Source organism: Metabacillus sp. KH_069 (assembly GCF_057838075.1).
Genome location: NZ_CM174460.1, coordinates 2,997,450 through 3,011,129 on the forward strand (window position 1 = coordinate 2,997,450; position 13,680 = coordinate 3,011,129).

The following is a 13,680-nucleotide window of genomic DNA, read 5'->3' on the forward strand; positions in this document are numbered from 1 at the left end:
ATTAATCCTCCATATCTTTAATTTGATTCAGTATTTTCTGGTATTTAGATGATTTTGGTACAAGATGAATTTGATTTTCAACATGTTCTTTTATAACACCTGTTTTTTGTTCACCATTGATAATGTTTGCAATAGATGTCTCGCTTTGATCATGATGCCGCTCTTCCTTAGCGTTAGATCGTTTATTACTTTTTTGCCTAGTCTTGCTTATTCCACTTTCAGCTATAGCAAGCTTGGTTTTAGTTTTAGCAGTATTAGTAATTTTATCGTTCTTTTGATGCAGCTCTTTCTGAGATTGATATCTTTTTATGCTGTGAAGAGAGTTTTCAATCTTTTCCATCCTCTTTAAATCGATAGCCTCTATATGGTGAAGTCCAACATAACGTTGATTGCTAGGTATTAATTGACACTTTTCGATAATCCTCCCTGAATCTAAAATAAGAAAAAGAACATTTGTATCATAAACATCATAGGAAACATCCACTTGCTTTCCTATCATTGATCCTGATTCTACAAACCAACCTTCCTTAATTGCACGTGAATGAGTATAAAATAGAGATTCACTTTGTACATTTTTGATTTCATTCTTTTTCCGAATAGTTTTCTTATTGAACTTCATGCCGCTACTAGTAATCGTGGCTTTTCCTCTAGGGAGAAGATTTGCAATTGCTAAATCAACAGGGTATAAAGTGAGAGCACCTGACTTTTTCAAACCCCATTTCCATAAATCAATCGGGTAACGCTCTATATTTTCTTTAACCATCTCGGTATTTCGAATGTAATTCCCAAGAAATTTTTTATTATTGTGATCATCAACAATATTATTAATAAATTCCCTAAGTTCACTTATTGTCAATGCAGCTTCATCTGCTGGGTCTTTATCTGCTCTCTTCTTAATGCTATTTTTAGCAAAGCCAGGAATTTCTCTGCAGCTTTCTTTTAGCTGATTAAATTCCTGTTCTATTATTCCTTTTAAGTCAGCCCGATAAGGAGGGGCAATTGCCACATCTACATTAAAAAAAAGAGTTAAATTATCAGAATTCAGGCTGATATTTTCTGAACCTTTGTCTGCATATAATACCTTTGGGACAGAACAGAATTTCTGTTTTTCTTCTTTAGGGCTTTCTCCTCTTAATATTGCCGTATTCGTAAAAGCATTAAACAATGCTCTATGAGCTCCATCCCAGCCCTTTTCGAATCCAATGTGAGCACCAACGATGTATCTAGAAAACACATCCATAATAAAGTAAACAGTTGCCTTTCCAATTTTCCTACTTCTATCCAAACTACTTACCAATTCTACATCACTGACAGTGGAATCAATTTGATACACCGATCCTGGCCCCATTAAGTTTTCCTTATCTGAAGTACCTATATTGGGCCTGAAGTTTAGATTGTATTCATTGGAGCCTTTTCTGGCGGTTATAGTTTCTTTCAACTTACTATTTTTGTAGAACTCTGTTTTAACCTGCCATAAAGAAGGATATCTTCCTTCAGGATCGATTACCTCAGTACCCTTCACAATAACGGAATAATAATCTTCTAATATCCTTTGGTGTGTGCTCTTTAATGAATTCTCTTTCCTAGATAAGTAATATTTATTAATTCCTTTTTTAATCAGCTCCTTATCTTTATCAGTTAGATTTATTCCAATCATTTCTGGATTTTCTTTTGATAAATTCGATTTTCTACCTCTCTTGGGTATGGGCTTTCCTTTCTCTATAGCATTTGCAACCATTTCTTCAGTAAGAGTTCGACTTTTACCTGGCCCACCACAGTTTTCATTTAATGGTAATACAGCATTTGGAGTCAACCCATATCTCCAATACTTCCGAAGATTTTTGTATACAGTTTTTGAACTTGTACCCAACTTTTTAACCGTGAATTCAAGTAACTTTCCCCTTGTATCTGGATCATAAATATCAGGCTCATTCACCACCATATCTTTAATAATAAGCCAACCCCTATCTCTTTCATTTGTATATTTCAATAAAAAATCTGAGTCAGATGAAATGTTTCTAAAATAAGGATCCACCGTTCTAATAAAAGCTTCTTTCATTTCAAGTGCATCTTGAATATCTGATATAGGTAGGTATAGTGGAAAATTACTATCATTCACTCCTGGCGTAAGCGGAAATACAACCGAAAGATTATTCTCTCTATCTAGCCACAAAACTCGCTCGTACTTATCTCTTCCAGAGGATTCTTCCCATTGTATAACCGTTCCTTTAATCAAATGTTCCATAAGCATCCCTCGCATTATTTTTACTTAATAAGCCCCTTAAATTTCTTTTGAAATAAAGCGGCTGTGTCGTATCCAATTGCTTTGTAATATCAATTAACCAGTAGCGGTTTGCAATCAAATGTTGAACAATCCATAAGGAAACACCAGGATGAAACTCAAGTAGTTCGTCTACTTCTGAACATACTTTTGATAATGATGTATTTTTTTCCATCAACCTATAAAACATAAATTCTTCTGCTCTTATTACATCATCTATCAATACACCAGGGGCGAATGTCAATTCTCTTGACTGATGTATCCATTTCATATTACTAACAAAGGACTTTGGCGTATCTTTTTCTGTAATAATAAAGTATTCTACACCTTTTCGTTTCCAATAAATCTTTTCAATTACTGCTTTTTCCAATATCCGCTTTGACTCAAATCTTGAATAAGGTACTACATTATAAGCAATTTGCTTAAGCTCATTATTTTTTGTAAGAATAGTAACTAAGAAGTCGGTGGTAAAAACAATTGGTTCATTAACACTTCTATCATATGGATGGTTAATTTCCATTTCATCGGCAATTTCTAATGTAGTATTTATCGGCAACAATGGAAATCTTTCTCTAATATCAATTACATTAGAAGCCCATTCCAGTTTCAAAAAGAAACCTAGTTCTATATTAGAAAATAAGTGATGGACTCTATTCGTTTTCCATCCTCTTATTCTGTGTAAAAAACCTTTTGATGGGACATCTCGTATTGTCGTCCAAGGATAATATGATTTTCCCTCTCCAATACCGCGGCCCTTTTTTAACATCTTATTTATTTGTGAAGATGTTATATACTTATAACGTGGCAATTAAATCAAGCTTCCTTTTATGTTGATCAATTTATATTTGAAACATGATCATTAAAACACATTAAGCCCTCATTCTCTCATACTAAAAAATGGAAAACACTGAGATTTTTTTTTCGTGGAATTTAGCATAAGATATTAATATATATTTTTTTATTAAATACTTTAAAAAATCTTAAAAACAATTTGTCCCTTTTTTGACAAGGTGTAGGCCTATTATTGAAATCACTATTCACTTTTATTGAACTGAACATTCCGCGACAAAAAAACCAGTATTTCCCTTGAAGAATTATTAACGTTAAACCAACATATTTATATCATTTTCCATATTCAGTAATAATTATTCATAATAATGAACACTGTTTATATAAATAAACACTTTTGGTTATTTATAAAATAAAAAAAGTGCACATCTTGAGGGATACGCACTTTTTTTGCTCTCTGCCATTTAATTGCTTGCATAATCGACACTGAAGAAATTAATGAAAATAAAATATCCGCTCATGCAACATGAGCGGTTTTCTTAGGCTATTAATTCAAACGCTTGAAACTCCATGTAGGCTGCCTCTTCTCCGTTTCACGTATTAGCACGAACATGACTCAACTTTCCTTCAACAGATTCAATGAACTCAATCATACTGGATATATTTTTAAAAATTAACATGCTTTCTTGATAATTCAGAATCGGGTTATCATGGGCAAAACTTTTGTCATTTCTCACTGAGTTAAAAGCATCCAGCAACGAAATGGATGACTTAAGAATTCGCAGAGTCATAACAGATTCAATTAACTTGTTTTTCTCAAGCACCTTTACATATTCCCCGTATAAACTATGTAACGCTTTATCTTTATCATAAGAAATTTGATGTTTTCTACACAGACTCCTAAAGTATTTCACAGTATATGTATGAAGCCTGTCAAGAGCTGCTTCTGGTTCATTTCTTTCAATGCTTTCTTTAATATTTTTGGCTAAAACGGAAAAGTCTTTATCTTCTATCTGTGGTTTTAAAATTCCATGCACAAATTCTGATACACCTTTTTGATTCAGATTCTCTGCAATGGAAAAACAATCATTAAATAAAGCTTGCTCAGATTCTTCAATTTCCTGATCGTACATTTCTTTTCTATCTTTCCAAACTTCAAGTAATGCAAAAACTAGCTTTGATACGGTTTCATCCGCCTCTATTTCCCAAAAAGCACGTAATCGATTTGCTTTCGATTCACCTTTTATAGAATACTGTTCATCATATATATCAATACCTGTCGTTTCGATTACAAGATCTCGTAGCGTTCCATTATTAAAATGTAAAACATACCCACTGCCCATATTTAAAAATCTTTCTAATTTTATTCTATCAATATGTTTTAGATTTGACATCGTCATTTATCCTTTCAGAGCGTCAATATGAGGAATTATTTTCATCCAGCTTTTTTTATGCCCTTCCATTCCACCGAAATTGGCCATACCCAGCCTCCCTGGATGAACCACGCTAAATAGCTTCATTTCTCCAACGATAAATGGCTCCGCAGAATCTCTGGCTTTTGGATAAGAGCATTTGAGTTTTGGGTATTCATTGCGATACACCCGCTTTATTGAATCGAATGCATCCTCGCCCAAGGCAATGATAATCTTCGGTTTGATTATTTCAATCACTGGCCTTAAAAAGGAATGACTGCAGTTACTTTTCCATGCAGATTTTAGTTTTTGGTTTTTTTCTCCGTCTTTCATACATAACACGCTATTGGTAAAAAACAGTCCAACGTTCTCATCAACTCCAATCCATTTGAGGAGTTGGAGCAGATTGCGGTTCGTATCATCCAAAACATTTACTTTCCCTTTTTGTTTAATAAACCCCGAACTATTGTACCAATCCTTCCCAATAACGAGAACCTCCGCATCTAGATCCCCATACCATTCACTCCAAGGACCTATTGCTGAGGAATCAAATTTCCCATCCAGTATTTTTGATGGATTTTGCATGTTTGGACCACACAGAAAACAGTTTTTTCTTTTCTTTATCAGATTCTCATATTCTACTATTTTCATCTATACCCCCCTACTGTTACATGCAGACCGTATCAAATGTCAAAATTCATTAATTCAATTCAACCTCTGAAATGTACAATCGAAGTATTTGTATCACTTCTCGCCTCACAATCGACGATAAGGGAACCTTTTCCCAATTTATTTGTTTCAATAATTTAATGCATTCTTCTCCATCTAAATTTTGATCTTTTAATATTTCTGCAATACTAATAGCCGTTGTACGTGTAAACCCTATTCCCATTAATGAAATAGGTGTTTTTTCTGAAGCACCTAATTCTAGCCACATCGTTAAATCTGATAGATCTTCTTCAATTAAGTCATTGTTCAATTCCATGAAGTAATTTAGAATATCGCGGTAACACGCAAAATATTTTACAAATTTAAAGCGGGCAAACTCTTCGATATCCTTCATTGTTTCTCTAATAATGCTTTGTTTATTTTTACTCCGATCTCGTCTCTGCCAATATTTAATATTACGAGCAATGATACGAGACAATGAATAACCTCTCATCCATTCAATTATCAGCAATGAATAAGGATAGTTTTTACCAGGATGTTCCCCTGATAAAATTTCTTGTATTTTTTCCACGATTTTAATATATCTATCTAAAGCAACTTGGTTATTGGGGTGAACTGGAGTGTAAAGTTCAATTGAGTGATAAGCATCTTTAAAGAAATCGAGTAGCTGCTGCTGTGCTAATGGGCTAACACCTGGATGTTTAAGAAGAATCCTTTCTGGAACTTCGATATCTTTTAAGGCGTTCGATATGCTTGATTCTAATTCTTTAATGGAATCCTCATCATATTTTTGCAAAAATGGAGATTCACTTAATCTATCATTTCTTATATATTCTCCCAGTAAATATGAAAATCCATATTCAAATTCAGGCTTTTGTAGACTTTTACTTCTAGGTGTTCCTTCTACAATAAATTCGATCAATTTTTCAACGTCGTTATTCAATAAATTGTCCATCGTTTTTTCTATCTGATATTTTTTTCTAATCGTTGGAGGTGAGTTGTTCCATATATCCTCTTTATTTGTATCAATGCAAATCACATTTCCTTGAAACTCTTTTCCTTGCCTGCCTGCTCTTCCAGCAAGATTCCAAAAATCCATTTCTCCCATAGGTGTTCCTCTGCCCTTTTGTGGTCCCCTGACAAATATGCTTCTTGCGGGAAGATTCATCCCTTCGATTAAAGTAGAGGTACATATTAAAAATTGAATAATACCTTCAGAAAAGAGTCGTTCTATTTCATTCTTTATGATCAGCGGCATGTTGCCGTAATGATACCCCACTTTTCGTGACAGGATATGTGCAAGGGTATAATCAGGATTTACTGTGTCTTTGATTAACTTAATCAGTTCGATTATTTCAGGATGATTTGAATCATTTTCTGCACCTTGTAATTCCCATAGAATATGTCCGCAATTTTCCGCACTCGAAGGGAGATTTGCATAAACGAGATTTCCTCCTGCGGGATCAGCTAATGCATGGGTAACATATGCTAATCTCTCCGTGGCATTAGACGACCTTTTTGAAAGTGAAAAATCACCTAGTTTAACAACTTCTCCGTTTGCACATAAAGACATTGTCCATTCTTTTGGCTTCCTAAAAACCTGATTTGCCCACAGTAAGTTTTGATTTACAGTAACTAGTTCTTTTTCTACGGCTTTTCCCTTTGAAGTTTCTGCTCTTTGTTCTAGTAAAACTTCTGGATTAGAAGTCATCGGACTTGAGAAAATGACCTTCCCATTTGCGGATCTCCTAGAAACTTCTTCTATTATTTGTTGAAGCAATATCCCTCTTGTCCCATCCCCTATTTTTTGTGCTTCATCTACTATCAACAACTCAGGAGCCATTTCATGATGATCTGCTAATAACCATTGAAATCTTTCTTGTGTTAAAACAAACACTTTTTTACTAAACCTATTTGATAAATCATCCATAAGCGGAACAGTAGAAACAAATATGTTTTCCAACTGATGTTCAATAAGCATTTTCCTGATATCCAGCTCAACCTGTTGAATTAAAGCCCTAGTCGGTACGATGTATACAATCACTCCATTCGAATGATTTTGGAGATACATTCGAATAATATGAAGCAAGATAAAGGATTTCCCTACCGAAGTCGGAGCAGAAATGCTAACCCAGTCATTTTTTCTTGTTTCATCTAATACCTCATACTGAAATTTATTGATGGGAATGATCAATTCTCTCTTAGAGTCAAAAATAGAATACTTCATTAACCGATTCATAGAATCTAAATTGAATTCCATTGGTATATGATCTTTGTAATTGGATAATAGTTGGTTCCTATTTATACCAAGATTGATAGCTGTGTGATTTGTCATTTTATCCAGAATGTAAGCGGCAGAATTTTTTTGATTTTCTGACGTACCAACTGCTTGCAAGACGTATTGAGCAATTCTAAATGCAGTATCCAAGTGCTTTGCGTCATCTGATTCTGAAAAGATACTGGCACACATAAGCAAGTATCTTAAATCGATTTCAGATGATTCGTCATAAGTTAATGGAAATTGTTCTCGGATGGATTTATAAAGAAGAGGTTTATATTTTTCTTGATATCCCTGTAATTGATATAAATTATGTGGCAATCTTGATTTATACATCCTGAATTGCCTCCAAAAATTTGTCTCTGAAAATTTGTACAGAAGGAAAAGGGACAAGAAACACATCTAAAGTGAAATTTTCTAGATATTGATGCCTATTAATACCCGTATTTATTTTTCCTAACCAGTTTGTAAGAGCTTGATTAATTTCACCTAAAACAATTTCTTGTGTCTTTGCGAATGGGACTGAACAATACGAATCGATATCAAATCCTATTAAACACGCACCTCTATACTCGAGAGAATTGAACGATGGATGGTTTGGATCAAGATAGTTAAGCATAGCTGCTTCCAACTCTTCATTTGCAAAGTCCAGATTTGTCAAAAGCAATTGAAGATCTCTTTCTCTAGGATTTTCCGCCCCTCCTGGTCCTATTAAGTAAGGAGCAAGACTTTCAAAACACTCCCGAATCGCACTATCAATTGATTGGTAAAGTTTAGACTCCCCCCAATAAAGCAATAATTTTTCAGTTGTCGTGTCATACCCTATATGAATAGCATCTGCCCCTTGGTAATGAAGTTGTCCGCTTGTTTTTAGCGACATCTTGGAGATTGCCTGCGGGAACCTTAATACACTTTGAATGAGTAAATAGAGCAACATCTCCCCGCCTTCTCCTGTTTTTTTTAATTGGGTAAACAGCTTTCTGGCTTTCTTTTTTAACATTACTGTATTAATAGTAGTATTCTCTTCATCATCCATCTTTTTTGCCTTTGCAATTTCTGAGCGAGGAATCGCATAATCTAATAGATAACATGCTATTCTAATTGCAAAATCTTCTACTCTCGGTAAATGCTGCCCATCAGACGAAAGCATAAAGCATCTTGTCGTAGCTTTTGTTCCTATAATTTGTTGATGAGTATTTACTTGTGTTAGATAAGCGTTTAATTCCTCTCCATTGCCTCGGAGTAAAGACTGAATATATTGGTCCAGAAAATCTTCTTTTCTGGTAGCACGTAATGGCGACGACATAATAAAATACCCTCCGCTCCCATAAAATAGTTCCAATATTTATCTGAAATGTAAATTAGTATTAGGTCAATTATATCAAAATACTTAAATACCTATAAGGGAACTGACATTCGGAATGTAATGAAAATGCAAAGAAGGCCTGCTCCACAAAGAGCGGCCATTTTAACGCCTTGGATTGCGTTGATATGATAATATGGAAATATCCTCTAAATAAGTTAGAACATTATTAATTAATTAGAATCGATTTCATTTACAAGCTTCATAGCAGGATTTCATTTGAAGGAAGAAGGAGAAAAAGGAATGGCTAGAAAGAAAAATACCAAAAAGGTTGAGTTTAAACCTAGAGCTTTCAATACAATAATTATCGAACATATGGCGTGTATGGAAATCAATAGCTTAATCCTTCACCCCCCCTTCCATCTAGTCAGTAATATTCAATGGAATGATAAAGGGGTTTCTTTTGATGGTGATATTGAGGTATATAGCAATCAAGAGATAGAAAAATCAAATTTCATTAATAAAGTTCCTGTACAAGTAAAGGGTACAACTATTCAAAAAACAGAAATTCTTAAAGACAAAATAAAGCACTCTGTAAAAAAGAAAGACATAGAAGTATATTACAAACATGGCCAAGGCGTCTTATTTTTTGTCGTAACAATCAATCCATTAACGTATGTTAAGCAGGCATATTATCGGATATTGGCTCCATTAGAGTTAAAAGGCCTCTTAACGCAAATGAATCAAAAAAATAATAATTCAATTTCCTTGTCTTTTAAAATCCTTGAAAAAGGCTATTTAGAGACACTCTGTAAGATATTCATTGATTTGGTTGAAAAACAGCCTAAACACTACATTGAAGCATCAAAGGATAAGGAGTTTACTCATTATGAAGTAACATTCATTGACATAAGAGAAGGCTCATTTGATATGTTTGAAGAAATTGCCTACATATATGGAGTTACTTCTGACAATCTTGTTATGCCTGTAGAAGCTGCTAAAGTAGAAGAGTTAGAAGTAAGTAAAACAGAAATAGTGAGTATTAATGGTAAGGAAATTGAATATTCTTACCAGATTAAACAAACAGAAAAAAGATATATTGTCATTATTGAAAAATCATTAACTTTTGATATCGATAAAAAGAAGAAAAACAGCAGATTCTCTTTAGGGAAACTAATTACACTTGGTTCATTCCTAAAATGCTTGCAGCTCATAAACTACTTTCAGGAGCATAACAAGCTTCCTTTTCAATCTTTCCAAGCAACGATGAATTTGGAAGGGAAGGATCTTTTCGAAAAGATAGAAGAAGAAATAGAGTCTTATATAGAGCTGATTGACGTTTGCGGTCAAATCGGAATAAGTGAGAATTATGTATTCCATGATGATGAAGATTTACCTTCTTTATTCAGTACAATTATCAATATTTTTAAAAACAAACAGTACGGATCACTGAATTTCCATCAAGGGAAATTGGAAAATACTCATATTTATAACATTAAGATATCCGACTTTCTGAAACTAAAGTTACTGTACGTGAATGAAGTTTTCGTGGATTTTTATAGTAAAGAGGTCTTAACAACAATCGGTGGGTTACTTCCAAAAACAAATTTGAACGAGCTTCTCGGACAAAATGGTGAGAACCTTGAAGTAGTACCTGATAACTGGGAAGATTATTATAAGAAAGTAAGCATTTATATTTCTCAACGGATTGGGGATATGGTTGAAGATGCTAATTTCAATTTTGAGACTATAAAATTATCTTTTGCAGACGAATACCATGACTTAAGTGTTGAACTGACAATTAATGCATCTTTGCCATATATAGATTTCTATGATAAATCGAGAGATCCAGAATACTTAAATTTCGCTTATGAGCTTAATCAACGACACTTAGCGGTGGTTCCAAACAATGATGTTGCAAAGATCAATATATATCTAATTCAACTCAAGCAAAGTCTTGAGCTTTCAAACGAAGACCAAGCAGATGTTTTGGATATACAAGAAAAGGCTGTTACTCAAAATGAGCAAATCATAAGGTTTGCATGTGAAGTGTTATTGAAAAATAAAGTAAGAGCTCAGAGACTCTTTGATTCTCTTAAAGAGGAAGATAAAGAAATCGCAATTACTTATCCAATTTATCAGTTCTTTGAAAACATGGAGTAGAGTCCTTTTTTAGAAAGCATATATGTATAAAGACTCGTCATAAAATTTAAGATGAGTCTTTTATACACTCTAAATGAAACCATATATATAAGAAAAACGACCGTGTAAATTCCAAGTCATTTTTATAAATAAATATGCACCCGAAAAATGAATCCTCTAAACTGTTTAGGAATCCGCCCTTTTTTAATTCTTCGCCACAGTTTTATCAATAAAGGATTCTAACGAAGCCATTTCGACCCCTTTGTAATAGTACTCAATAATATCCTTATATTTCTGTCCGCCCAACGCCATTCCATTTGCTCCGTATTGACTCATTCCAACACCATGACCATTTCCTTTTGTTGATATCAGTACTTTGTTGCCATACCTCTCTAAAACGAAGTCGGATGAATTGAGTTTCAATTTTACTCTGATATCTTTCCCGCTTAATTTCTTTCCATTTATATCGATTGATTTAACTCGGTTTCCTGTTGTCTTGGAAATACTTGAGCCAATTACTTTTCCTTCATCTAATTTCACCCCTAATACACGTTCAAAATTTTGCACACTCATGGTTATTTGGTTTTCAAATTTAGGCGAAAATTGCTTGTCCCATGGACTTTCCACACTTTTCAAATATGGTATGGTGCTCGTGAAATAATCTTCTGAGTTCTCAGTGAACCCGTTGCTTGTCGAAAAAAATAAAGCTTCAATTGGTTTCCCGTCATAAACCAAAATCTGTCCTTCTGTTGCAGCTATTGCAGTTTTTAATTTTGCCAGATTTGTATTGGACTTCATTCCCCAGTATTTTTCTATTTCATCTAGATTTTTGTATACCTGATGAAATTCGGGATTATCCGAAATATCTGCTCCTCTTGGAGTGCCAATTTTTTTAGGCGAGAGCATTTGCTTAACAAGAAATGTTCTGGCAGCGATGGCTTGAGCCTTTAATGCTTCTGTTTCAAAGTTAATGGGCATTTCTGAGGCTACCACGCCTAATACGTAATCCTCAATTGGAACCTTCTCTATTTTCTCACTTTTGGTACGGTATACGGCCACTTCGAATGCTGCATTTGAATTCACATTTTGGGCAGGTTCCAATTTTGAAGAATGATCTTCTTTCTGCACATGCGTTGTCTGATTTGAAAAAGGTAAAACCAATAAGGTTGGGAGAACCAACACCGTACATATCAGGCCACCTAAGAATACGGCAAGCGGATGGATTCTTCTAATCGTAATACCTCCAATCCTGTTTAAGTACTATATATAGAATTTTATGATGACTCATGGAAATTAATTACTATTTCAAATAGTCTCTACTGTCTTGAATATACATTCTTATTCACTGAAAACAGGAAGAAAAACTCACGTTTGTTTTATTAATTCTTCTTTATATAAGTAACCGATCGCAAAGATGAGGCCTGTCGCAAAAAAGGCAATGGTAAAAAACGAAAGACCCAATAACATTGCACTTAAAAAGGTTGAAATAAGGGTGAACAACAGCCACTTTAAAGATTGTCTCATTTTAATCCGCATCGCCATTTACCTCTTGAGCTTTCCGCTCTTTCCAATAGACGTCTGAGAATACCTCGGCAAAAGCATCGACACTTCTTTCTAACTCATCAAGATTGTTATCTACTCCGCCAACTTCCAAAAGAATAGCCCTGTCTGAGACTTCTTGATTGTAAATACCGTTCGTTAGCTTGGTTTTCTTTTTAAGATAAACCCCTTTGCTAATACCAGGAAAACGTTTCTCAAGTTCATAATGGAGTTTTTTCGCGAATGCCTCATTTTTTTCATAAGCTGCATGCCCTTTACCTATAACAAAGTACAGCCTTGCATAATCCTTTCCATTGATTGTTTTAGTCGTGGATTTTTTCCTTGTTGAATCTCGATGAATATCAATGTAGTATTCAAGATCTCCCTCTGTCTTAGCCGTTGCTTGAACAATTTCTCCAGATAGATTATAGGATTTAGTATCTTTCCACTTTCTTTTATGCAATTCTTGGGTCATATTTGTTTGATCGTGTTTAACTCCTATTCCTTTTTTAAGGAGATTGTTGCTTAATCGGGTTCCAAGGGCAATCACATTGACCCTGTTATCATTGCTCGTTGCATCATTAGGCACCTTTGCATTCTTTAATAGCGGAAGAAAGGACTCCCAGCTGTGTGTTTGGTAAACAAAAACTGCAGGAACTTTTGTATTAGGTGTTTGAGGTACAACTTCTTGCTCCCTGCCCTTCAGCTGATCTTCAGCAATTTCTCTTTCTTTTAGCAAGACATCTAGCGGCGGAGAAGACTCCATTGGAAGCGTGGCAAGATTTACCCCCTCGCCAGCCACTGAAATTTCAGTATCGTAATAAGAAAGCCCAGGCAATTCCCTTCCCAAGAAAGTTCTGGCATCCTCGGGAATGATGTTTGTACTCAGCTGCAAGGATAACCTGGTGAGATTCCCAATTGAAAACAAGTCTTCTTCCGCCTCATTTGGTTGGTGAAAATAATATTTTCTGCTCTTAAGAAGTATGAGAATAATTGCTCTGGTCCAATGTCGTCTACAATTTTCTGAACGTAATCAGTTTGATAGCGAATATTCAAATTGACCAATACCCCTACCATGAGGAATGTCCCGAAGACGATAACGACGACGATTCCTGGTAGAAAGAGTGCATTTGGACTTGTGGATTTTTTCATAAGACAAACCCCCTTCTTACATACGTATTCCTCCTAATTAAAAATATAAAGATACGATTGAAGTCCTTCCGCCTTTTTAGCAGTTCTTATTAACAGATAAATAAGTTAAACTAGG

At 34.5% G+C, this 13,680-nt stretch carries 11 protein-coding genes; 1 reads left to right on the forward strand and 10 read right to left on the reverse strand.

Going from position 1 to position 13,680, the window contains the following annotated elements; genetic code table 11:
• Nucleotide 1: 1 nt before the first annotated feature.
• From AC3ISE_RS15085 to AC3ISE_RS15110, 6 genes are all read right to left on the reverse strand, one after another.
• Nucleotides 2–2,245, reverse strand: coding sequence for a hypothetical protein (locus AC3ISE_RS15085; protein ID WP_489221615.1), 2,244 nt, complete (start codon nucleotides 2,243–2,245; stop codon nucleotides 2–4).
• A complete protein-coding gene (locus AC3ISE_RS15090) occupies nucleotides 2,229–3,089 on the reverse strand; it encodes a TnsA endonuclease N-terminal domain-containing protein (RefSeq protein WP_489221616.1) in 861 nt (286 codons plus the stop codon). Before AC3ISE_RS15090 ends, AC3ISE_RS15085 begins: the two co-directional genes overlap by 17 nt.
• 574 nt (nucleotides 3,090–3,663) lie before the next feature.
• A complete protein-coding gene (locus AC3ISE_RS15095) occupies nucleotides 3,664–4,464 on the reverse strand; it encodes an abortive infection family protein (protein WP_489221617.1) in 801 nt (266 codons plus the stop codon).
• A 6-nt stretch (nucleotides 4,465–4,470) separates the two neighbouring features.
• Nucleotides 4,471–5,133, reverse strand: a complete 663-nt coding sequence (locus tag AC3ISE_RS15100; RefSeq protein ID WP_489221618.1) for a uracil-DNA glycosylase family protein — start codon at nucleotides 5,131–5,133, stop codon at nucleotides 4,471–4,473.
• Nucleotides 5,134–5,182: 49 nt separating this feature from the next.
• Complete coding sequence (locus AC3ISE_RS15105; protein ID WP_489221619.1) at nucleotides 5,183–7,765, reverse strand: DEAD/DEAH box helicase; 2,583 nt, start codon at nucleotides 7,763–7,765, stop codon at nucleotides 5,183–5,185.
• Nucleotides 7,758–8,735 (reverse strand): HamA C-terminal domain-containing protein, encoded by a 978-nt coding sequence (locus tag AC3ISE_RS15110; RefSeq protein ID WP_489221620.1) that lies wholly within the window; start codon nucleotides 8,733–8,735, stop codon nucleotides 7,758–7,760. The genes AC3ISE_RS15105 and AC3ISE_RS15110 overlap by 8 nt, the downstream gene beginning before the upstream one ends.
• A gap of 276 nt (nucleotides 8,736–9,011) precedes the next feature.
• Between AC3ISE_RS15110 and AC3ISE_RS15115 the strand changes: the two genes are divergently transcribed.
• Complete coding sequence (locus AC3ISE_RS15115) at nucleotides 9,012–10,895, forward strand: DUF4365 domain-containing protein (RefSeq protein WP_489221621.1); 1,884 nt, start codon at nucleotides 9,012–9,014, stop codon at nucleotides 10,893–10,895.
• Nucleotides 10,896–11,078: 183 nt separating this feature from the next.
• Here AC3ISE_RS15115 and spoIID read toward each other — a convergent pair whose 3' ends face one another.
• The 4 genes from spoIID to AC3ISE_RS15135 form a co-directional block, all read right to left on the reverse strand.
• Nucleotides 11,079–12,056: a stage II sporulation protein D gene (spoIID, locus tag AC3ISE_RS15120; protein WP_489221622.1), complete on the reverse strand. Its 978-nt coding sequence runs from the start codon at nucleotides 12,054–12,056 to the stop codon at nucleotides 11,079–11,081.
• A 183-nt stretch (nucleotides 12,057–12,239) separates the two neighbouring features.
• Complete coding sequence (locus AC3ISE_RS15125) at nucleotides 12,240–12,410, reverse strand: hypothetical protein (RefSeq protein WP_252201536.1); 171 nt, start codon at nucleotides 12,408–12,410, stop codon at nucleotides 12,240–12,242.
• The gene (spoIIP, locus tag AC3ISE_RS15130; RefSeq protein WP_489221623.1) at nucleotides 12,400–13,341 is read right to left on the reverse strand and encodes a stage II sporulation protein P; all 942 of its coding nucleotides are present in this window, start codon (nucleotides 13,339–13,341) and stop codon (nucleotides 12,400–12,402) included. Before spoIIP ends, AC3ISE_RS15125 begins: the two co-directional genes overlap by 11 nt.
• Nucleotides 13,299–13,565, reverse strand: coding sequence for a hypothetical protein (locus tag AC3ISE_RS15135; protein WP_489221624.1), 267 nt, complete (start codon nucleotides 13,563–13,565; stop codon nucleotides 13,299–13,301). The genes spoIIP and AC3ISE_RS15135 overlap by 43 nt, the downstream gene beginning before the upstream one ends.
• Nucleotides 13,566–13,680: the final 115 nt, after the last annotated feature.

Excerpts from the sequence above, each read along its gene's own strand:
- AC3ISE_RS15105 (WP_489221619.1), bottom strand. The coding sequence starts at position 7,765 with ATGTATAAATCAAGATTGCCACATAATTTATATCAATTACAGGGATAT.
- AC3ISE_RS15110 (WP_489221620.1), bottom strand. The coding sequence starts at position 8,735 with ATGTCGTCGCCATTACGTGCTACCAGAAAAGAAGATTTTCTGGACCAA.
- AC3ISE_RS15125 (WP_252201536.1), bottom strand. The coding sequence starts at position 12,410 with ATGCGGATTAAAATGAGACAATCTTTAAAGTGGCTGTTGTTCACCCTT.
- AC3ISE_RS15135 (WP_489221624.1), bottom strand. The coding sequence starts at position 13,565 with ATGAAAAAATCCACAAGTCCAAATGCACTCTTTCTACCAGGAATCGTC.
- AC3ISE_RS15085 (WP_489221615.1), bottom strand. The coding sequence starts at position 2,245 with ATGGAACATTTGATTAAAGGAACGGTTATACAATGGGAAGAATCCTCT.
- AC3ISE_RS15100 (WP_489221618.1), bottom strand. The coding sequence starts at position 5,133 with ATGAAAATAGTAGAATATGAGAATCTGATAAAGAAAAGAAAAAACTGT.
- AC3ISE_RS15095 (WP_489221617.1), bottom strand. The coding sequence starts at position 4,464 with ATGTCAAATCTAAAACATATTGATAGAATAAAATTAGAAAGATTTTTA.